Consider the following 19861-nt stretch of genomic DNA (forward strand, 5'->3'; position numbering starts at 1 on the left):
AGACCAAATGGCACTTTGCTTATTCGGTTTTTGCAAAGAGCGCACTGCCGCAGCGCGAGCAGAATGCTGCGCCAGGTTCATGCGTCTTCTTGTGGCAGGTCGGACAGGCATGTTGCAGCTGCTCGCCGCGCATTGCATTGGCCAATTCTGCAGTAAAGATCCCGGTCGGTACGGCAATGATCGAATAACCGGTGATCATCACCAGCGATGACAGCACCTGGCCCAGCGGCGTCTTCGGCACGATGTCGCCGAAGCCCACCGTGGTCAGCGTGACGATCGCCCAGTAGATGCCTTTGGGGATGCTGGTAAAGCCATGCTCGGGGCCTTCTATGACGTACATCAAGGTACCGAACACGGTGACCAGGGTCGACACGCTGACCAGGAACACGATGATCTTCTGCTTGCTGCCGCGCAATGCGTCCAGCAGGTAATGCGCCTGCTTGAGGTAGGGGCTGAGCTTGAGCACGCGGAAGATCCGCAGCATCCGGATCACCCGGATCATCAGCAGGTACTGGGCGTCGCTGTAGTACAGGGCGATGATCCCCGGCACGATCGCCAGCAGGTCGACCAGGCCGTAGAAGCTGAACGCGTAGCGCAACGGCTTGGGCGAGCAGTACAGGCGGGTGAGGTATTCGGCCAGGAATATCGCGGTGAAGCCCCACTCGATGGCGGCCAGCAGGCCGGCGTAGCCCTGGTGGACCTCGTCGATGCTGTCGAGGATCACCGTGACCAGGCTGGCCAGGATGATCAGCAGCAGGATCTTGTCGAAGCGCCGGCCGGCTACGGTGTCGGTCTGGAAGACGACGATGTAGAGGCTTTCGCGAAGAGATTGCGGGGTGGACATGGACTCAGCTTCCGCGAACAGGAAATAGCAAGCCTAGAGCGTCTTGGTCGGTAACGGGAAGGGGCAGATGCCCGACCTGATAAAACTGATAGTTATCCGTTGCAACGGCAGGGGCCACTATTGGGTGCCAGACCAGTTGAAATGGAGTGAATAACATGCCTGAAATCCTGACTTCGCCGATGCGCGACGGCAAGACCGTTCTCCTGCAGGTTGATGGCCTCGGTAGCATTGTCGCCGAGCGAGGTTTTCGCCAGGGGGAATGGTCTTTCCCGCCCTATGGACAGCTTCCCCCACAGCGGGTCGTCGGTGCGCTGCGGTTCGCGGGGCAATGGTTCGACCCTGTAGTGCGGAGTTATCTGCTGGGCAATGGGCATAGATTGTATAGCCCGGCCATCATGCGGTTCCTGAGCCCAGACAGCTTGAGCCCATTTGGTGCGGGCGGAATCAATGTCTATGCATACTGTTCTGGCGATCCTGTCAATTCGCACGATCCTTCGGGCCGTTCCAAATTTGGTCTCACCAAGTTGTTGCAAGATCACGGGCTGCCGAAGCCACCGCTGAGAGACTATCTCAAGCCACTGGGTCGATTGAAGAATATTGGGCAAAGGCGAGAGGTATATCGACTGAATGGCGATAACTTTGAAAAGTTCGAGTTTATGGGGGCGGGGGAGAAGATCATCGGAGCAAAACGTAATGATCGTTCAGTCCTGTCAGTTGCCTTAAACTCCGAGGATTTTTATCGGTCTGGCGAGTTGTATATTCCGGAGTCGACTGTTCCCGAGAGAGCAATCGAAGGGCTTTTGAACGCTGGTTTTCAACGAGTACGGTTTGATACGGATTTCCTCGCAGAGCTGATTTTCCGTGAAGGAGCAAGTTCCCAAACAGGGGAAATTGCCAATTCCACCCTGCATCGCCAGAACAACCTCTATACCGAAGATCCGGTCGGTGCAGTGGCGCGCACCAGAACACGCAACTGAACTAGGTGATCTTTCGCTACGTTGCGTCAGACGCTTGATGTGATTGATGTTGCTTTATTTGGGCCAGAACTACACCAAGGATCCAGCAGGCGACGACGAAGGGCGCGGTCAGTCCGGTTACTGGCAGCAACTTGAACAACGGCTGTAGCAGCAGTGCCAGAACTATTGCTAGCAAGGTCACCCAAGGCTTTTCACCCTGGCGGCTGAACGCCAGCGCTGCCAGCGCGGCATTGAAGCCGGACAAACCTAGCCATGCGGCTTGCGCCTGGTCGGCGAGCAATGCCACACCACCGCCAATGGCCGAACCGAGCACTGCCCACATAGCGGCATAGGGGTTGGCAATGAACATTCCGACAATGATCAGCAAACCGGCCAGCGGTTGGTCGAGCAGGAAGATCTGCCCCACGCCACGCGCCAGGGCATACGCCGGTTCTGCCTCGACGAAGCCGCTGGGCGTGGGGCTGGCAAACAGCAGGGCAACCCAGCCGAGCAGCACGAACGGTGCAGTATAGGCGACCAGCAGCTTGCCGCCGCGCTTGCGCCATTGGTGGGTGATGATGCTCGACAGGCCGCCGGCCGCGATGATCAGCGGTGGCAGGATGACCGACCAGGGCAGAACGGCGCTGATCAGGATGCCGATCAACACGCCGTTGTAGCAGTACAGCCCGGCCTGGCGGTCGGCGCGGTCGTAGCCGCGGCGTTGGGCGGTGAGCAGGCCGGCGAGGGCGCCAAGCAGGGCGCCGCCGACCAGGTTGGGGGCGGTCAGCAGGATGGCCAGCAGGCAGCACAGGCCGCACAGGGGGTTGCGCAGCAGCAGCACCTGGCTGAAGCCGTTGAGCAGCGCCGTGGCCCAGTCGGGGCACGGGTTGACGAAATTCTTGGTGTACATGGGCAGTCAGCAAGGTTGATGGGGGAGCGGTGGGCCTCTTTGGGCCTCGGTTTTCCGCAAGTGTATTGGGAGGGCTTTGCCCTCCTATCGCGACACAAGGCCGCTCCCACAAGGGACCGCGGTCTACTGTGGGAGCGGCCTTGTGTCGCGATAGGGGCGCAGAGCGCCCCCGGCGATCTCAGACCAGGGTCTCGATCCGCAAGGTATTAGTCGAACCCGGCTTGCCGAAAGGCACACCGGCAGTGATCAGCAGCGTGTCGCCACGGCTGGCCATGCCTTGCGCCTGGGCGATCTCCAGGGCGGTGGACACCACCTCGTCGACCTGGCGCAGGCGGTCGTTGACCACCGAGTGCACGCCCCATGCCACGCTCAGGCGGCGGGCAGTGGCCAGGTTCGGCGTCAGGTTGAGGATCGGCGCCCGTGGCCGCTCACGCGCGGCACGCAGGGTCGATGCGCCTGACTCGCTGTAGTTGACCAGCACCGCCACCGGCAGGATGCCGCTGATACGGCGGATCGCGCAGCTGATGGCGTCCGACACTGTGGCCTCGGCCTTTGGCCGGCCGACGTCGAGCTGGGCCTGGTAGTCCGGGCCGTTCTCCACCTGGCGGATGATCTTGCTCATCATCTGCACGGCTTCCAGCGGGTAGTCACCGGAGGCGGTCTCCGCCGACAACATCACCGCATCGGCGCCTTCGGCCACCGCATTGGCCACGTCGGTGACTTCGGCACGGGTCGGCGCTGGCGAGAAGCGCATGGATTCGAGCATCTGGGTGGCCACCACCACCGGTTTGCCCAGCTGGCGGCAGGTGCCGATGATGCGCTTCTGGATCTGCGGCACGCTTTCGGCCGGCACTTCCACGCCCAGGTCGCCTCGGGCCACCATGATCGCATCGGCCAGTTCCGCGATGGCTTGCAGTTGTTCGACGGCCGATGGCTTCTCGATCTTGGCCATCAGGTAGGCGCGGTCACCGATCAGCTGGCGCGCTTCGACGATGTCTTCCGGGCGCTGCACGAACGACAGGGCCACACAGTCCACACCCAGCTCCAGGCCGAAGGCCAGGTCGCGGCGGTCTTTCTCGGTGAGCGGGGAGAGGTCGAGCACCGCTTGCGGCACGTTGACGCCCTTGCGGTCGGACAGCTCGCCACCGTTGAGCACTTCGGTATCGATGGCGTCTGCGTGCTTGGCGGTTACCCGCAGGCGCAGCTTGCCGTCGTCGAGCAGCAGGTCCATGCCCGGCTCCAGCGCCGCGATGATTTCCGGGTGGGGCAGGTTGACCCGGCGGCTGTCACCTGGGGCCTTGTCCAGGTCCAGGCGCAGGGCCTGGCCGCGCTGCAGCTGGACCTTGCCGTCAGCGAAGCGGCCGACGCGCAGCTTTGGCCCTTGCAGGTCCATGAGGATGCCCAGTGGGTAATTGAGCTGTTGTTCGACCTCGCGGATCCACTGGTAACGCAGGGCGTGGTCGGCGTGTTCGCCGTGGCTGAAGTTGAGGCGGAAGATGTTCACCCCGGCTTCGACCAGCTGGCGAATATCGTCGATGCCTTTGATCGCAGGGCCGAGGGTGGCGAGGATCTTTACTTTTTTATCAGGCGTCATGGTTGGGCAGTCTCGAGGATCAGGATGGCGCGGAAGTCGTTGACGTTGGTACGGGTCGGCTCGGTGACGATCAGGGCATCGAGCGCGGCGAAGTAGCCATAGCCGTTGTTGTTGTCCAGCTCATCGCTGGCCGACAGACCCAGGGCTTCGGCGCGTGCGTAGCTGCTCGGGGTCATGTAGGCGCCGGCATTTTCCTCTGAACCGTCGATGCCGTCGGTATCACCGGCCAGGGCATACACGCCGGGCAGGCCTTTGAGGCTTTCGGTGAGGCTGAGCAGGAACTCGGCATTACGCCCGCCACGGCCATTGCCGCGCACGGTGACGGTGGTTTCACCGCCCGAGAGGATCACGCAGGGCGCCTTCAGCGGCTGGCCGTGCAGCACGATCTGCCGGGCAATGCCGGCGTGCACCTTGGCCACTTCGCGCGATTCACCTTCCAGGTCACCGAGGATCAACGGGCTGAAGCCGGCCTGGCGGGCTTTGACCGCCGCGGTTTCGAGCGACTGCTGCGGTTTGGCGATCAGCTGGAAGTGGCTGCGGGCCAAAGCCGGGTCATCGGCCTTGACGGTTTCCGAAGCGGGGTTGTTGAGCCAGTCGATGACGGCTTTCGGCGCTTCGATGTCGTAGCGCTTGAGGATTGCCAGGGCATCGGCCGAGGTGCTCGGGTCGGCCACGGTCGGGCCGGAGGCGATGACGGTGGCCAGGTCGCCAGGCACGTCGGAAATGGCATAGGTGTAGACGGTGGCAGGCCAGCAGGCCTTGGCCAGGCGGCCGCCCTTGATCGCCGAGAGGTGCTTGCGCACGCAGTTCATCTCGCCGATGGTGGCGCCGGATTTGAGCAGCGCCTTGTTGATCTGTTGCTTGTCAGCCAGGGTCAGGCCTGCGGCTGGCAGTGCCAGCAGGGCGGACCCACCGCCGGACAGCAGGAAGATGACGCGGTCGTCTTCATTGAGGTTGCTGACCAGCTCCAGCACGCGCTTGGCCACGGCCAGGCCGGCGGCGTCGGGGACCGGGTGAGCGGCTTCGACCACCTCGATCTTCTGGCAGTTGGCGCCGTGACCGTAGCGGGTCACGACCAGCCCGGAGACGTCGCCTTGCCAGCTTTTTTCGACCACTTCGGCCATGGCGGCTGCGGCCTTGCCGGCGCCGATGACGATGACCCGGCCGCTACGGTCGGCGGGCAGGTAGGGTTCGAGCACCTGACGTGGGTGGGCGGCGGCGATGGCTGTGTCGAACAGGTCGCGGAGAAGTTTTTGCGGATCGACCGACATGGCAGGCTCCCATTTATTGTTGTTCTGCAGAATCAAAAACGCCCCTGGAACTGCCTCCGTGCAGGCCGAACCAGGGGCGGGTGTTGCTCGGGGTCACGCTCGAGCCTGTGGTCGCAGGCTCAAGGGTGTGGACGTCTTACTTGTCGTCGCGGATCGAGAAGTTGGCCATGTGCTCCAGGCCTTTGATCAGCGCCGAGTGGTCCCAGTTGCCGCCGCCCAGGGCCTGGCAGGTGTTGAACACTTGCTGGGCATTGGAGGTGTTGGGCAGGTTGATGCCCAGTTCCTTGGCGCCTTGCAGGGCCAGGTTGAGGTCCTTCTGGTGCAGGTTGATGCGGAAACCTGGGTCGAAAGTGCCTTTGATCATGCGCTCGGCGTGCACTTCGAGGATCTTCGACGACGCGAAGCCGCCCATCAGCGCTTCACGCACCTTGGCTGGGTCGGCGCCGTTCTTGGCGGCGAACAGCAGGGCTTCGGCAACGGCCTGGATGTTCAGGGCGACGATGATCTGGTTGGCAACCTTGGCGGTCTGGCCGTCACCGTTGCCACCGACGCGGGTGATGTTCTTGCCCATGGCTTCGAACAGCGGCAGGGTGCGCTCGAAGGCTTTCGGGCAGCCGCCGACCATGATGCTCAGGGTCGCGGCCTTGGCCCCGACTTCGCCGCCGGACACTGGGGCGTCCAGGTAGGCAGCGCCAGTGGCCTTGATCTTCTCGGCGAAGGCTTTGGTGGCGGTAGGGGAGATCGAACTCATGTCGATCACCACCTTGTTCGGGCCCACGCCTTCGGCGACGCCGTTTTCACCGAACAGGACGCTTTCGACCTGTGGGGTATCCGGCACCATGATGATGATGAACTCGGCTTCCTGGGCCACTTCCTTCGGGTTGGCCAGGGCCACGGCGCCAGCGGCGATCAGGTCGGCCGGTGCCGCGTCGTGGTGGGTGGAAACGAAGATGCTGTGGCCTGCTTTCTGCAGGTTCTGCGCCATGGGCTTGCCCATGATGCCAGTGCCGAGGAAACCGATTTTAGCCATGAGAAATTACCTCTTTTGTATTTGTTGAATCTCGATTGAGCAAGCGGTGCAGGCGCTTTGTGGGAGCGGGTGTCCCACAGAGGCTGTCGCTTGGTCCTCAGATTGCGTTGTGCGTTTTCAGCCAGCCCAGGCCCGCTTCGGTGGTGGTCAGCGGCTTGTATTCCGCGCCCACCCAGCCTTGGTAGCCGATGCGGTCCAGGTGCTCGAAGAGGAAGCGGTAGTTGATCTCGCCGGTGCCGGGTTCGTTGCGGCCCGGGTTATCGGCCAGCTGGATGTGGTTGATCAGTTTCAGGTTGGCTTCCATGGTGCGAGCCAGGTCACCTTCCATGATCTGCATGTGGTAGATGTCGTATTGCAGGAACAGGTTGTCGCTGCCGACTTCGGCCTGGATTTCCAGCGCCTGTTTCGTGGTGTTCAGGTAGAAGCCAGGGATGTCGCGGGTGTTGATCATTTCCATGACCAGGCGTATCCCGGCAGCTTTCAGCTTGTCGGCGGCGTAGCGCAGGTTTTCCACGAAGGTCTTGCGCACGTCGGCGCACTGCAGGCCTTGTGGACGAATGCCGGCCAGGGCGTTGACCTGGGTGTTTCCCAGGACCTTGGCGTATTCGATGGCCTTGTCTACGCCGGCGCGGAACTCTTCGACGCGGTCTGGGTGGCAGGTGATACCACGCTCACCTTTCGACCAATCGCCGGCCGGCAGGTTGAACAGCACCTGAGTCAGGCCATTGGCGTCCAGTTGCTGCTTGATTTCGGCAGCACTGAAATCGTATGGGAAGAGGTATTCGACACCGCTGAAACCAGCGTCGGCGGCAGCCTTGAAGCGGGCCAGGAAGTCCTGTTCGGTGAACAGCATGGACAGGTTGGCAGCGAAGCGAGGCATGGGTTGTCTCCTTGCGATGAAGGCCCCCGGGGCAAGCCTGGGGGCGTCAGGCGATCAGTCCAGCAGCGAGATGGCGGTTGGCGCGTCGTTACCGACCAGGGCCAGGTCTTCGAACTCGTTGACCGCATTGATCTCGGTGCCCATGGAAATGTTGGTCACACGTTCGAGGATCACTTCGACCACGACCGGTACGCGGAACTCTTCGGCCATCTTCTGTGCCTTGAGCAGGGCTGGGGCGATCTCAGCCGGCTCGAACACACGGATGGCCTTGCAGCCCAGGCCTTCGACCACGGCGACGTGGTCGACACCGTAGGTGGCAGCGTCGGTCGAGTTGATGTTCTCGAACGCCAGTTGTACACAGTAATCCATGTCGAAGCCACGCTGTGCCTGACGGATCAGGCCCAGGTAGGCGTTGTTCACCAGCACGTGGACGTACGGCAGGTTGAATTGCGCACCGACGGCCAGTTCTTCGATCATGAACTGGAAGTCATAGTCACCCGACAGCGCGACCACCTTGCGCTTTGGATCGGCTTTGACCACGCCCAGCGCGGCAGGGATGGTCCAGCCCAGCGGGCCGGCCTGGCCGCAGTTGATCCAGTGGCGTGGCTTGTACACGTGCAGGAACTGCGCACCGGCAATCTGCGACAGGCCGATGGTGCTGACGTAGCAGGTGTCCTTGCCGAACACCTGGTTCATCTCTTCGTACACGCGCTGCGGCTTGACCGGCACGTTGTCGAAGTGGGTCTTGCGCTGCAGGCTCGCCTTGCGCTGCTGGCAGTCTTCCAGCCAGGCCTTGCGGCACTTCAGCTTGCCAGCGGCTTTCCATTCGCGGGCCACTTCGAGGAACACGTCCAGGGCCTTGCCAGCGTCGGAAACGATACCCAGGTCCGGCGTGAACACGCGGCCAATCTGGGTCGGTTCGATGTCCACGTGCACGAACTTGCGGCCTTCGGTGTAGACGTCGACGGAACCGGTGTGGCGGTTGGCCCAGCGGTTACCGATACCGAACACCAGGTCGGATTTCAGCAGGGTGGCGTTGCCGTAGCGGTGCGAGGTCTGCAGGCCGACCATGCCGACCATCTGTGCGTGGTCGTCGGGGATGGTGCCCCAGCCCATCAGGGTCGGGATTACCGGTACGCCGGTCAGTTCGGCGAACTCGACCAGCTTGTCGCTGGCGTCGGCATTGATGATGCCACCACCGGCTACCAGCAGCGGGCGCTCGGCGTCATTGAGCAGGGCCAGGGCTTTTTCGGCCTGTACGCGGGTGGCGGACGGCTTGTTGATTGCCAGTGGCTCGTAGGCGTCGATGTCGAATTCGATTTCGGCCATCTGCACGTCGAACGGCAGGTCGATCAGCACCGGGCCTGGGCGGCCGGTGCGCATTTCATAGAAGGCCTTCTGGAAGGCGTAGGGCACTTGGCCCGGCTCCAGAACGGTGGTGGCCCATTTGGTGACTGGCTTGACGATATTGGTGATATCGACCGCCTGGAAGTCTTCCTTGTGCAGGCGGGCACGGGGTGCCTGGCCAGTGATGCAAAGGATCGGGATGGAGTCGGCCGAGGCGCTGTACAGGCCGGTGACCATGTCGGTGCCGGCTGGGCCGGAGGTACCGATGCACACGCCGATGTTGCCTGGGTTGGCCCGGGTGTAGCCCTCGGCCATGTGCGAGGCGCCTTCGACGTGACGAGCGAGGACGTGATCGATGCCACCGACTTTCTTCAGGGCCGAATACAGCGGGTTGATGGCAGCCCCCGGGATGCCGAACGCGGTATCTACACCTTCACGGCGCATGACCAGAACGGCTGCATCGATTGCTCTCATTTTGCTCATGGTTTGTGCCTCATTGATTTTGTAATTGTATACAACTTGCTTTGTGCCAGAGTGTATTCATGGCTGGCCGCTCAGGTCAACGGGTTTTCGTCGGACACGATCCCTTTCGTTCGAGCGCCCGTGAAAACGGGGGTTTGCGGTCTCGCATACGATCGTTTCAATTTATTGTATACAAAAAATAGTCCAGTTGTGTTCTATTGGCTCATCGATTTTTCACCTGCCCTCAGGGCTTCTCACAACAAGAAGAGGACCTTTCCATGAACGCTTTGAACCTGAAAGTCGCTGTCAGCCTGGTGAACGCCGCGTTGGCGGCGGGCCGCACGATCAATGCCGCACCCCTGACCGTGGCCGTGCTGGATGCTGGCGGGCACCTGCTGGCCTTGCAGCGCGAGGACGGCGCCAGCTTGATTCGCCCGGAAGTGGCCACCGGCAAGGCCTGGGGTGCGATTGCCCTGGGCAAGGGCTCGCGCCTGCTGGCGCTGGATGCGCAGCAACGGCCGGCGTTTTTCGCCGCGTTGAACGGCTTGGGCGAGCGGCCGGTGGTGCCGGCGCCGGGTGGTGTGCTGATTCGTGATCAGGATGGCAAGGTGCTGGGCGCTGTGGGGATCAGCGGCGATACATCGGATATCGACGAGCAATGCGCGATCAGTGCGATCGAAGAGCTGGGGCTGAAGGCGGATGCGGGGGTAGCGGCTTAATTCTCTGCTGCCTGTTCCGGCGTATCGCGGATAAATCCGCTCCTACAGGCCTGCTCGGGCGTATCGCGGATGAATCCGCTCCTACAGGCCTGCTGGGGCATATTGCGGATAAATCCGCACCTACAGGCTGTGGTGATTCTTGTAGGAGCGGATTTATCCGCGATGAATCCAGCGCCGTCTTTCAGGCTGCCTCAGGCTCACAGCCCTTGAGCACCATGCGAATGATGGTATCGGCCGCAGCATCGTAATCGCTGTCGGCCAGCCTGGCCTTGCCGGTCACCGCCGAAATCTGCCAATCGAAATCGGCATAGGTCTGGGTCGCGGCCCAGATGCTGAACATCAGGTGGTGGGCATCGACATGGGCGATCTGCCCGCGGTCAATCCAGCGCTGGATGCACTCGATGTTGTGCCGGGCTTGCTCGTTCAACTGTTCCACCTGGCTTGGCGACAGGTGCGGTGCGCCATGCATGATTTCGCTGGCGAACACCTTCGAGGCATGGGGCAGGTCACGCGAAATGCGGATCTTCGAGCGGATGTACGCACTCAATACTTCTTTCGGATCACCGTCGGCGTTGAACGGCGTCGATGCCTGCATGATCGGCGCGATGATGCTCTCCAGGACCTCGCGGTAGAGGTTGTCCTTGGATTTGAAGTAGTAATACACGTTCGGCTTGGGCAGGCCGGCCTTGGCGGCGATGTCACTGGTCTTGGTGGCGGCGAAGCCCTTGTCGGCGAATTCTTCACTGGCTGCGCGCAGGATCAGTTCCTTGTTGCGCTCGCGAATGGTGCTCATGGTCAGGGATCTTCCTCGTGTCTGGCCACCTCTAAGAGGGATCGGGCATGGTAGCACCGCGCCCGACGGGCGCTCAAGGCAGGGGCTTTGGGCTAGAATCCGGCAAATCGACTCATTCGGATGCAAAAAAAAATGGCAGGAAGCAGTTTACTGGTACTGATCGACGATATCGCCACGGTGCTCGACGATGTGTCGGTGATGACCAAGGTTGCGGCGAAGAAGACCGCAGGCGTGCTGGGCGACGACCTGGCCCTCAATGCCCAGCAGGTTACCGGTGTGCGCGCCGATCGCGAGCTTCCGGTGGTTTGGGCGGTGGCCAAGGGCTCGTTGGTGAACAAGGCGATTCTGGTGCCGGCGGCGCTGTTGATCAGCGCGTTCATCCCTTGGGCGGTGACGCCACTGCTGATGCTTGGCGGCGCCTACCTGTGCTTCGAAGGCTTCGAGAAGCTGGCGCACAAGTTTCTGCACAGCAAGGAAGAGGACGAACTGCATCACGAGGCACGCAAGGAGGCTGTGGCCGATGCCGCTGTCGACCTCGTAGCGTTCGAGAAAGCCAAGGTCAAGGGCGCGGTGCGTACCGACTTCATCCTCTCCGCCGAAATCATCGCCATTACCCTGGGTATCGTCGCCGACACGCCGCTGACGCAGCAAATCATCGTGCTGTCGGGCATCGCGGTGGTCATGACCATCGGTGTGTATGGCCTGGTGGGTGGGATCGTCAAGCTTGACGACCTGGGACTGTGGATGACCCAGAAGTCTTCAGCGCTGTCTCGTTCGATCGGCAATGGCATCCTGCGAGCCGCGCCCTACATGATGAAGAGCCTCTCGGTGATCGGTACTGCGGCGATGTTCCTGGTCGGCGGCGGGATTCTGGTACACGGCGTGGTGCCCCTGCATCATGCGATCGAGGCCTTCAGCGAGGGGCGCGGTGGGTCGCTGACCAGCGGTTTGCTCAACGGCCTGGCCGGTGTGCTGGCCGGGGGTGTGGTGCTGGCGGTGGTGGCTGTTGCGGGTAAACTGTGGCGGGCGTTGCGGCCCGCCACATGAGGGCTCACTTGCCGGCAGCGATGCCTTGCTCTTCGGGTTTCCAGGCCAGCAGGCCCTGGCTGAAGCCGTAGGCCGCACTCTGGTAATAGGCGATTGCCCGGCGGATCAGCGGGTTGTCGCTGGCAACCGTGGTTTCCCGGCTCTTGCCAAGCGCGTCTTCATGCACACGCATGCCGCCACGCGGGCTGAGAATGGCCAGGTCGTTGCCGTCGAACAGCCCCAGGTGCTGGTAGTTGCCGATCAGCACCCGTGGTGGCAGGTCATCTTGCTTGAGCAGGTCGCGGCCGAAGAAGGTCGAGGTGTAGTCGAAGTTAAGCAGGCCCAGCAGGGTCGGGGCCAGGTCGATCTGGCTGGCCAGCTTGCTGTCTTCGCGGGGCTCGATCATTTTTGGCGCATAGATCCACAGCGGGATCTGGTAGTTGTTCACCGGCAGGTCCTCGACCCCGGCACTGCCGGCCGTGTGGTCGGCGACAAACACGAACAAGGTGTTGTCGAACCATGGCTTGCCCTTGGCTTCCTTGAGGAACTGAGCGATGGCATGGTCGGTGTACTTCACCGCGCCTTCGCGGCCGTCGCCTGACGGAATGTCGATGCGGCCGTCCGGGTAGGTGTAGGGGCGGTGGTTCGAAGTGGTCATCAGCTGCAGGAAGAACGGCTTCTGCCGGGCGTAATCGGCATCGGCCAGCTTGAGGGTCTGCCGGTACAGGTCCTCGTCGGCCATGCCCCAGGCATTCTTGAAACTGATTTCGCTTTCATCGACGCTGCTCTGGTCGACGATGCGGTAGCCGTTGCCGCTGAAAAACGCATTCATGTTGTCGAAGTAGCCGCGCCCGCCGTAGACGAATACTGCGTCATAGCCTTTGGCGGTCAGTTGCTGGCCAAGACTGGCGTAGCCGCTTTCGCGGCCGATGCGCTTGACGATCGAGCGGCCCGGGGTAGGCGGGATCGACAGGGTGATGGCTTCCAGGCCGCGGTCGGTACGGGTGCCAGTTGCATAGAAATTGTTGAAGTACAGGCTCTCGCGGCGCAGGGCATCGAGGTTCGGCGTGAGGTTGCGTGCATCACCGTTGCTGCCCATGTACTTGGCGCTGAAGCTTTCGATGGTCACCAGGATGATGTTGGGCGTGCGCTGCTCACCGTTGGCAGTGATGTGGCGGCGGATGTCCTGGGGTTCCTGGCCCTGGAACTGTGCATGGGGTTCGGCCAGCTCCTGGTGCATCTGCGCGCCGACTTCGCCGGCACCGAGGCTGACGTAGAACTGGGTGTAGTCCAGTTCGTTGTTACGGAAGGCGGCGAAGAACTGGTACGGGCCGTTGCTGGCCAGCTCGCGCTGATAGGCATTGCCGCCCTGGCCGCGTGGGAACTGCTGGTCGATCACCACGATGTTCAGGCCGACCAGTACGGCCAGCACAGCCAGCCCGGACATGCGCTGGCGCGAGGTGGCGGCGGGGCCGGCGAGGGCTTGGGCCAATGGCTTGCGCAACACCAGGGCAAGCAGGACCGCAGCCACCGCGATGCCGCTGAGCAATGCGGGCAGTGGGTAGGACTCGCGGATGTTGTCCAGCACTTCCTTGGAATAGACCAGGTAGTCGACAGCGATGAAGTTGAAGCGTACGCCGAATTCGTCCCAGAACAGCCACTCGGCCACGGCAACGAACAGCATCACGAACAGGCTGACCGCCAGCAAGCCGCCAAGCAGCCAATGGTGGGCACGTGAGCGCCACAATCTGTTTGGGCACAGCGCCAGGTACAGGCCCAGCGGCAATGCTGTGTAGATGAGGAAGCTCAGGTCGTAGATCGCCCCTTCAAAGAAGATCGAAAAATAGTTGCCGCTGAACTCATTCATATGAGTGAACAGCAATAACAAGCGTGTCAGCAGGAAGATGCCGAACCAGGTTGAGCAAAGCAACAGCAGATAGCGCCAGGGCGCAGGTAGGGGAGTACGCATCTAGTTGGCCTGTTTTCTTTCTTGGGTGTGCGAGGCCAACTAGTTTAGTAGAAAAATTGCAAAAATATTGTCAAAAATTCCCCGTGCAGGCGAAGGCGATGGCTTTATAGTCGTAACTTGCGATTTCAGAGTTGGTGGGAAGGAAATCACATGTTCGGTGTGCTGACTTACGACGCCTATCACCTGGCCCTGTACCTGCTCACAGCGCTTGCCTGGGGGGGGCTGGGGCTTGGCCTCGTGCTGCGCGGCGCGGACGTTCAGGGGCTCTGGAAGTGTTGCGCGATGCTCGGATTGGTCTTGGCGATCAAGTCGATAGTGCTGGTACTGGATATCTCCAGGGTCATACCGCACCACCACGTGGAGTTGGTATTGCTGGTATTTGGAATCGTGCTGCCGGTGGGAATTTTTCTGACCTGTAAGGCAATTTCTATTTTAAGTAAGACAGTGCTGAAAAGATTGTAAGTTAAAGCTTACAAATCAGGAATATGACGGCGCCGCCAGGTAACGGCGCGGTCACGTTTCAGCCGATCAGAAGTGCACTTTCACCAGGAAACTCATGGTGTTCTGGTCGGTGGTGAAGCCATCACTGTCCTTGATGCCGTACTTGTCTTTCCAGTAATCGTATTCGACACCGACATACAGCTGCTTCTCGCCCAGGTGCAGGGCCTTGCCCAGGTCGTACTTGATCTGCGGGTTGAAGTGCAGGTTGGCGTGATAAGTACCGTGACGGTTCTCGTCGTTGTCGACGACCCAGTCCATGAAACCGTCGATCAGCACATCGGAGTCACCGACCGGAATGGTGTAGGACCAGACCGGAGTGATCTGCCAGACATTGTTACCCGCGCGGCTGCCTTCAGGCATGCGGTTGTAGAAGTTGAGCTGGAAATAGTCGAAGCCCGGAATGTTCAGGTCGAAGCCCGGGCCGATCAGGTACGACTCGACGTCACCCTCACCAAACTCGTAGGTCGCGGCCAGCAGCACGTCCTTGACCGGGCCGAACTCAAGCTTCTGGTCGAAAATCTTGCCAAACGACAGGCGCGGGCTGAATTCGCCGTAGTAGCTGTTGGGGCCGTTGTTGGCGTCCTTCTTGCCCTGGTAGAAAATCTTGTCGACGAAGAAGAAGTTGTCGCCGTACTTCCAGCCATCGGCATGCTCGAAGGTGAAGGTTTGCTGGATCTCTGGGTTGACCTTGAAGTTCTTGCCCCACAGGTAGGTCAGGCTGTTGTTCTGCCACTGCAGCAGGTCGCCGGCGAAGGTGGTGCCGCAGGCCAGCAGGCCGCCCGCGAGAATCAGGCTGTTGATGGTACGCATTGCGAGTGTCGCTCCCTTGATTGATCTGTTGTCAGCGCTCGTCGGCGCTTTTTTGTCTTTTGAGTCAGCTTTTTTCGATTGGCCACAACTGTTTGGCAAGAGCTGCGCCAACTTTTCGGGGTTAGCTGCTACCTTCCTGCTCGACTCGTTCTGAACGGATGAAAATGGGTATTCCAGGCTGGCAACACGTCGGCCAACCGCCCGAATTCATTGACTGAGCGGTCAGTAAACGCCGGCACAATCCATTGTGCCGTGATCGAGGGGGCGCGCAGATTACTGGCTTGCGCGCCGCGCCTCAAGTGCTCCGTCCTGGAGCACGGTGATTCAAACTTGGGCGTTTGGTCAGATTTTCAGAAGTGTACTTTGATCAGCGCGCTGGCGACACTTTGATTACTGTCCAGATTGCCGCGGCTGTCGATGCCGTACTTGTCTTTCCAGTAGCTGTATTCGAAGCCGACGTAGAGCTGTTTGGCACCGATATTCAGGGCCTTGCCCAGGTCATACTTGACCTGCGGGTTGAAGTGCAGGTTGGCATGGTAGGTGCCACGTTTGTTCTGGTCGTTGTCGGTGACCCAGTCCATGTAACCGTCGATCAGAATGTCGGATTTGCCCACAGGGATGGTGTAGGACCAGCCGGGGGTAATCTGCCAGACGTTGTCACCGGGGCGGCTGCCTTCGGTGTTGCGCACATAGAAATTCAGGGTGAAGTAGTTGAAGCCGGGAATGTCCAGGTCGAAGCCGGGGCCGATCAGGTAGGCCTCGTTGTCGCCTTCGCCGCGTTCGTAGGTCATGGCCAGCAGCACGTCCTTGACCGGGCCGAAGGCGAGCTTCTGGTCGAAGATCTTGCCGAACGACAGGCGCGGGCTGAACTCACCGTAGTAGGTGGTCACGCCTTTGCCGGGGTCGGGTTTGCCGTTGTAGAAGATCTTGTCGACGAACATGAACGTGTCGCCGTACTTCCATTTGTTGGCATGCTCGAAGGTGACGGTCTGCTGGATGCTCGGGTTGACCTTGAAATCCTTGCCATACAGGTAGGTCAGGCTTTCGCCGTGCCACAGCAGCCAATCGCCTGCATGGGCGGGGAGGGTGGCCAGCAGGCTGCTGCCCAGCAGCAGGCTTGATGCGATGCGCTTCATGTCGTGATTCCCGGACTTATTGTTTTTGTTGGCGGTTTATTCGGCGCGCAGGCGCCCCGAGCGGCCCATTCCGGCGGGCCGACGGTGAAACGGTTACTACGGAATGTGAGCAGGGGCGGCACACTGCGCCGCCCCGCTCAGGGCTCAATGCTGGTGGCAGGCGTCGTTATGCACGGCGCGCTCGGCACCACCCAGGATGTTGAACAGCACGTTGAGCACCAGGGCACTGACCGTGGCCATGGCGATCCCGCTGTGGGTGATGGGTTCCATCCACTGCGGCATTTGCGCGAAGAACTCCGGCTTGACCACGGGGATCAGGCCAAAGCCGACGCTCACCGCCACCAGCAGCTGGTTGCGGCGGTCGCCGATGTCGGCTTCCTGGAGGATCTTGATCCCGGTGGCGGTGACCATGCCGAACATGGCGATGGACGCGCCGCCCAGCACTGCAGGCGGGATCGAGGCGATCAGGAAGGCCGCCTTGGGCAGCAGGCTGAGCATGATCAGCAGGGCACCGGCCATTACCGTGACGTAACGGCAACGCACGCCAGTCATCTGCACCAGGCCGATGTTCTGGGCGAACGATGAGTGGGTGAAGGTGTTGAAGAAACCGGCGACGAACGACGCACCGGCATCGCACAACAGGCCGCGGCGCAGCATGCCTGGTGTTACTTCACGGTCTGTCACCTTGCCCAGGGCGAGGAACATGCCCGTCGACTCGACGAAGATGATCACCACCACCAGGCACATCGACAGGATCGGCGCCAGGCTGAAGGTCGGCATGCCGAAGTGCAGTGGCGTCACCACTTGCAGCCACGGCGTGTCGCCCAGGCCCGACAGGTCGACCATGCCGATGGAGCCGGCCAGGATGTAGCCAAGGCCCATGCCCACCAGCACCGACACGTTGACCCAGAAGCCGCGCATGAAGCGGTTGATCAACAGGATGACTGCCAGCACCAGGCCAGCCACCAGCAGGTAGATCGGCGAACCGAAGGTGGTGGCGTCCTGGCCACCACCGGCCCAGTTGACCGCTACGGGGAACAGCGACAGGCCAATCGAGGTGATCACCGTACCGGTGACCAGGGGCGGGAAGAAGCGTACGACCTTGGACATGAACGGCGCGATCAGCATGCCGAAGAACCCGGCAGCGATGGTCGCGCCGAAGATCCCTTGCAGGCCGACGCCCGGCATGCCGGCCATGGCCACCATGCTGCCGACGGCAGCAAAACTGGCACCCATCATCACCGGCATGCGGATCCCCACCGGGCCGATACCGAACGACTGGATGATGGTAGCGACACCGGCCACCAACAGGTCGGCGTTGATCAGGAAAGCAACTTCTTCACGGGACAAACCTGCGGCCTGGCCGATGATCAGAGGGACGGCGATCGCCCCCCCGTACATCAGCAACACATGTTGCAGGCCAACCAGGATCAGTTGGAACAGGGGCAGAGGCTGTCGCGGCGGCGCAACTGGGATGTACGCCTTGCGTGACTCGGACATGCAGCACCTCGAGTTTTGTTTTTATTCTCGGATCCAAGCGCCGATCGCAAGCGGCGGGCCAAGGCAGCCCGGGTTTCCCGCCAGCAGTCGAACGCTCGATGCTTGCTTGTTGCGTATGTCTTGAAGCGGAGGCCGGATTTACCGGCCTCTTCGCGGGCAAGCCACTCCCACAGCGAGAGCGGGGTGCCCGATGGATCAGTTGACCTGAGCGCCTTTGGCGATCCAGTCACCGACGAGCTTGCGCTCTTCGGCGGTCATCTGGGTGATGTTGCCCAGCGGCATGATCTGGCTGGCGACCGCTTGCGCCTGAATGCGCGCGGCCTGGGCCTGGATCTGCTGCGGAGTGTCGAACATCACGCCGGCCGGTGCTGCGCTGAACAGTGGGCTGGTCGGTTTCGACGAGTGGCACACGCTGCAGCGTTCCTGAATGACCTTATGGATCTTCTCAAAGTCGCCACCGGCGGCCTGAGCCGTTGCCTGGGCCGGGGCCTCGGCGGGTGCGGCTGGCGCTTCGGCGGCCTTGGCGGCTTCCTCGGCACGCAGTTCGGCGGCGGTCTTGCCCCCGACGGCGGTGGCTGGCAGTGGCTGGTACTCGACCTTCGCTGCGGCCTGCTCAGGGCTGACGGCCATCGGCTTGGGACCGGTGACGTAGGCCAGGCAGATCATCGCCAGGGCACCGACCGGCAGGGTCCAGGCGTACTTGTTGCTGTCGTGACGGGTGTTGAAGTAGTGGCGGATCAGAACCGCGGCTACTGCGATACCGGCCAGGATCAGCCAGTTGTACTGGCTACCGTAGGTGCTCGGGAAGTGGTTGCTGATCATGATGAACAGCACCGGCAGGGTGAAGTAGTTGTTGTGACGCGAGCGCAGCAGGCCCTTGGCCGGCAGTACCGGGTCCGGTGTCTGGTTGTTCTCGATCGCCGCTACCAGCTGGCGCTGGGCCGGCATGATGATGCGGAACACGTTGCCGACCATGATGGTGCCGATGATCGCGCCGGTGTGCAGGTACGCACCACGGCCGCTGAACACCAGGCTGAAGCCGAAGCAGGCGGCAATGATCAGGACGAACAGCACGGCGCCGAGCAGGGCAGGGTGCTTGCCCAGCGGCGAGTCGCACAGGAAGTCGTAGATGAACCAGCCGGCGACCAGCGAACCGATACCGATGGCCACGCCTTCGGCACCGCTCAGGGTGCTGCCGGGTGCCAGCAGGTACAGGCTCGGGTTCCAGTAGAACACCACGCACAGCAGGGCGATACCGGACATCCAGGTGAAGTAGGCTTCCCATTTGAACCAGTGCAGGTTCTCGGGCATTTTCGGGGGGGCGAGCTTGTATTTCTCCAGGTGGTAGATACCACCGCCGTGAATTGCCCAGAGATCACCCGACAACCCATCGCGCGGGTTGCTTCGGTTCAGGTGGTTCTCCAGCCAGACGAAGTAGAACGATGCACCGATCCAGGCCACGCCGGTGATCATGTGAACCCAGCGAATGCTCAGGTTCAGCCATTCGTGAAGGTGTGCTTCCACAGTATGTACCTCTGCCGATCACCGTGAACGATGACCGACCTTTTCTTATTGGTGGGGATTGAGGATCAGCATCTGTTCCTCGGTGAAGTAATGCTCATCGCAGTTGTTGCCAGAACCGCTGCGATCAACCACCAGGAAGTCATCCCGCTTTTCGATCGTCAGCACCGGGTGGTGCCAGACGCCGCGATGGTAATTAACGCCCTGCCTGCCGTTACTACGGAAGGCTCGGACCAAGCCTGATACAGGTGCATCGCCAACGGGCGCGACCACGATCAGAAAGGGGTTGCCGAGCAGCGGGATGAAAGCCTGGCTGCCCAGCGGATGGCGTTCCAGCATGCGCACGGTCAGCGGCATGTCCTGCGCGTCGGCGCGGAAGATGCTGATGATCGCCTTGTCTTCGGGCTCGGCGGTCTCGACCGTGGCGAGCTTGTGAAAGCGCATGGTCGAGCCGTTGTTGATCATGAAGTGATCGCTGCCATCGGTTTCGATCACGTCTCCGAATTCGGCGAAGGCTTCTTTGGTCAGGGGCTCGATCATCAGGGTGCGCATGCGGATATCTCTTCTATTGTTCGATGTGCTGAATAAGGTT

Annotated in this window: 18 protein-coding genes; 4 read left to right on the top strand and 14 right to left on the bottom strand. The window is 61.4% G+C overall.

Features of this window, described 5'->3' with window-relative positions:
- Positions 1 to 19: 19 nt before the first annotated feature.
- On the bottom strand, positions 20 to 844 hold the full coding sequence (locus HU738_RS20655) for an ion transporter (protein ID WP_186603285.1): 825 nt from the start codon (positions 842 to 844) through the stop codon (positions 20 to 22).
- A 155-nt stretch (positions 845 to 999) separates the two neighbouring features.
- Here HU738_RS20655 and HU738_RS20660 point away from each other — a divergent pair, with 155 nt between their 5' ends.
- A complete protein-coding gene (locus HU738_RS20660) occupies positions 1000 to 1821 on the top strand; it encodes an RHS repeat-associated core domain-containing protein (RefSeq protein WP_186603286.1) in 822 nt (273 codons plus the stop codon).
- A 16-nt stretch (positions 1822 to 1837) separates the two neighbouring features.
- On the opposite strand, the gene HU738_RS20665 is transcribed toward HU738_RS20660, so the two are convergent.
- From HU738_RS20665 to gcl, 6 genes are all read right to left on the bottom strand, one after another.
- A complete protein-coding gene (locus HU738_RS20665; RefSeq protein WP_186603287.1) occupies positions 1838 to 2710 on the bottom strand; it encodes an urea transporter in 873 nt (290 codons plus the stop codon).
- A 178-nt stretch (positions 2711 to 2888) separates the two neighbouring features.
- Positions 2889 to 4304 (bottom strand): pyruvate kinase, encoded by a 1416-nt coding sequence (pyk, locus tag HU738_RS20670; RefSeq protein ID WP_186603288.1) that lies wholly within the window; start codon positions 4302 to 4304, stop codon positions 2889 to 2891.
- The gene (locus HU738_RS20675) at positions 4301 to 5575 is read right to left on the bottom strand and encodes a glycerate kinase type-2 family protein (protein ID WP_186603289.1); all 1275 of its coding nucleotides are present in this window, start codon (positions 5573 to 5575) and stop codon (positions 4301 to 4303) included. The genes pyk and HU738_RS20675 overlap by 4 nt, the downstream gene beginning before the upstream one ends.
- A gap of 136 nt (positions 5576 to 5711) precedes the next feature.
- Positions 5712 to 6605: a 2-hydroxy-3-oxopropionate reductase gene (locus HU738_RS20680; RefSeq protein ID WP_176510460.1), complete on the bottom strand. Its 894-nt coding sequence runs from the start codon at positions 6603 to 6605 to the stop codon at positions 5712 to 5714.
- Positions 6606 to 6702: 97 nt separating this feature from the next.
- Positions 6703 to 7485 (bottom strand): hydroxypyruvate isomerase, encoded by a 783-nt coding sequence (gene hyi, locus HU738_RS20685; RefSeq protein WP_186603290.1) that lies wholly within the window; start codon positions 7483 to 7485, stop codon positions 6703 to 6705.
- Between the two features lie 54 nt (positions 7486 to 7539).
- Complete coding sequence (gene gcl / locus HU738_RS20690) at positions 7540 to 9315, bottom strand: glyoxylate carboligase (protein WP_054884142.1); 1776 nt, start codon at positions 9313 to 9315, stop codon at positions 7540 to 7542.
- A gap of 257 nt (positions 9316 to 9572) precedes the next feature.
- Here gcl and HU738_RS20695 point away from each other — a divergent pair, with 257 nt between their 5' ends.
- On the top strand, positions 9573 to 10013 hold the full coding sequence (locus tag HU738_RS20695) for a GlcG/HbpS family heme-binding protein (protein WP_186603291.1): 441 nt from the start codon (positions 9573 to 9575) through the stop codon (positions 10011 to 10013).
- 181 nt (positions 10014 to 10194) lie between these two features.
- On the opposite strand, the gene HU738_RS20700 is transcribed toward HU738_RS20695, so the two are convergent.
- The gene (locus HU738_RS20700) at positions 10195 to 10806 is read right to left on the bottom strand and encodes a TetR/AcrR family transcriptional regulator (RefSeq protein ID WP_054884140.1); all 612 of its coding nucleotides are present in this window, start codon (positions 10804 to 10806) and stop codon (positions 10195 to 10197) included.
- A 132-nt stretch (positions 10807 to 10938) separates the two neighbouring features.
- On the opposite strand from HU738_RS20700, the gene HU738_RS20705 reads away from it, so the two are divergent.
- On the top strand, positions 10939 to 11853 hold the full coding sequence (locus HU738_RS20705; RefSeq protein WP_186603292.1) for a DUF808 domain-containing protein: 915 nt from the start codon (positions 10939 to 10941) through the stop codon (positions 11851 to 11853).
- Between the two features lie 4 nt (positions 11854 to 11857).
- Here the strand turns inward: HU738_RS20705 and HU738_RS20710 are convergent, their stop codons facing one another.
- Entirely contained in the window at positions 11858 to 13801 is a 1944-nt protein-coding gene (locus tag HU738_RS20710) for an LTA synthase family protein (RefSeq protein WP_186603293.1), read from the bottom strand.
- Positions 13802 to 13951: 150 nt separating this feature from the next.
- Between HU738_RS20710 and HU738_RS20715 the strand changes: the two genes are divergently transcribed.
- A complete protein-coding gene (locus HU738_RS20715) occupies positions 13952 to 14263 on the top strand; it encodes a hypothetical protein (RefSeq protein WP_186603294.1) in 312 nt (103 codons plus the stop codon).
- 66 nt (positions 14264 to 14329) lie between these two features.
- On the opposite strand, the gene HU738_RS20720 is transcribed toward HU738_RS20715, so the two are convergent.
- The 5 genes from HU738_RS20720 to HU738_RS20740 form a co-directional block, all read right to left on the bottom strand.
- Entirely contained in the window at positions 14330 to 15112 is a 783-nt protein-coding gene (locus HU738_RS20720) for an outer membrane protein OmpK (RefSeq protein WP_054884136.1), read from the bottom strand.
- Between the two features lie 350 nt (positions 15113 to 15462).
- Complete coding sequence (locus tag HU738_RS20725; protein WP_054884195.1) at positions 15463 to 16248, bottom strand: outer membrane protein OmpK; 786 nt, start codon at positions 16246 to 16248, stop codon at positions 15463 to 15465.
- 144 nt (positions 16249 to 16392) lie between these two features.
- Positions 16393 to 17748: a nucleobase:cation symporter-2 family protein gene (locus HU738_RS20730; RefSeq protein WP_054884135.1), complete on the bottom strand. Its 1356-nt coding sequence runs from the start codon at positions 17746 to 17748 to the stop codon at positions 16393 to 16395.
- Between the two features lie 195 nt (positions 17749 to 17943).
- Positions 17944 to 19272, bottom strand: coding sequence for a urate hydroxylase PuuD (locus HU738_RS20735; RefSeq protein ID WP_054884134.1), 1329 nt, complete (start codon positions 19270 to 19272; stop codon positions 17944 to 17946).
- Positions 19273 to 19317: 45 nt separating this feature from the next.
- On the bottom strand, positions 19318 to 19821 hold the full coding sequence (locus HU738_RS20740) for an ureidoglycolate lyase (RefSeq protein ID WP_054884133.1): 504 nt from the start codon (positions 19819 to 19821) through the stop codon (positions 19318 to 19320).
- Positions 19822 to 19861: the final 40 nt, after the last annotated feature.

Source organism: Pseudomonas vlassakiae (assembly GCF_014269035.2).
Taxonomy (GTDB): Bacteria; Pseudomonadota; Gammaproteobacteria; order Pseudomonadales; family Pseudomonadaceae; genus Aquipseudomonas; species Aquipseudomonas vlassakiae.

Coding starts and splice junctions, on each gene's coding strand:
- pyk (WP_186603288.1), bottom strand. CDS start 4,304: ATGACGCCTGATAAAAAAGTAAAGATCCTCGCCACCCTCGGCCCTGCG.
- HU738_RS20700 (WP_054884140.1), bottom strand. CDS start 10,806: ATGAGCACCATTCGCGAGCGCAACAAGGAACTGATCCTGCGCGCAGCC.
- HU738_RS20715 (WP_186603294.1), top strand. CDS start 13,952: ATGTTCGGTGTGCTGACTTACGACGCCTATCACCTGGCCCTGTACCTG.
- gcl (WP_054884142.1), bottom strand. CDS start 9,315: ATGAGCAAAATGAGAGCAATCGATGCAGCCGTTCTGGTCATGCGCCGT.
- HU738_RS20655 (WP_186603285.1), bottom strand. CDS start 844: ATGTCCACCCCGCAATCTCTTCGCGAAAGCCTCTACATCGTCGTCTTC.
- HU738_RS20665 (WP_186603287.1), bottom strand. CDS start 2,710: ATGTACACCAAGAATTTCGTCAACCCGTGCCCCGACTGGGCCACGGCG.
- HU738_RS20660 (WP_186603286.1), top strand. CDS start 1,000: ATGCCTGAAATCCTGACTTCGCCGATGCGCGACGGCAAGACCGTTCTC.
- HU738_RS20725 (WP_054884195.1), bottom strand. CDS start 16,248: ATGAAGCGCATCGCATCAAGCCTGCTGCTGGGCAGCAGCCTGCTGGCC.
- HU738_RS20675 (WP_186603289.1), bottom strand. CDS start 5,575: ATGTCGGTCGATCCGCAAAAACTTCTCCGCGACCTGTTCGACACAGCC.
- HU738_RS20680 (WP_176510460.1), bottom strand. CDS start 6,605: ATGGCTAAAATCGGTTTCCTCGGCACTGGCATCATGGGCAAGCCCATG.
- HU738_RS20710 (WP_186603293.1), bottom strand. CDS start 13,801: ATGCGTACTCCCCTACCTGCGCCCTGGCGCTATCTGCTGTTGCTTTGC.
- HU738_RS20720 (WP_054884136.1), bottom strand. CDS start 15,112: ATGCGTACCATCAACAGCCTGATTCTCGCGGGCGGCCTGCTGGCCTGC.
- HU738_RS20740 (WP_054884133.1), bottom strand. CDS start 19,821: ATGCGCACCCTGATGATCGAGCCCCTGACCAAAGAAGCCTTCGCCGAA.
- HU738_RS20705 (WP_186603292.1), top strand. CDS start 10,939: ATGGCAGGAAGCAGTTTACTGGTACTGATCGACGATATCGCCACGGTG.
- HU738_RS20695 (WP_186603291.1), top strand. CDS start 9,573: ATGAACGCTTTGAACCTGAAAGTCGCTGTCAGCCTGGTGAACGCCGCG.
- hyi (WP_186603290.1), bottom strand. CDS start 7,485: ATGCCTCGCTTCGCTGCCAACCTGTCCATGCTGTTCACCGAACAGGAC.
- HU738_RS20730 (WP_054884135.1), bottom strand. CDS start 17,748: ATGTCCGAGTCACGCAAGGCGTACATCCCAGTTGCGCCGCCGCGACAG.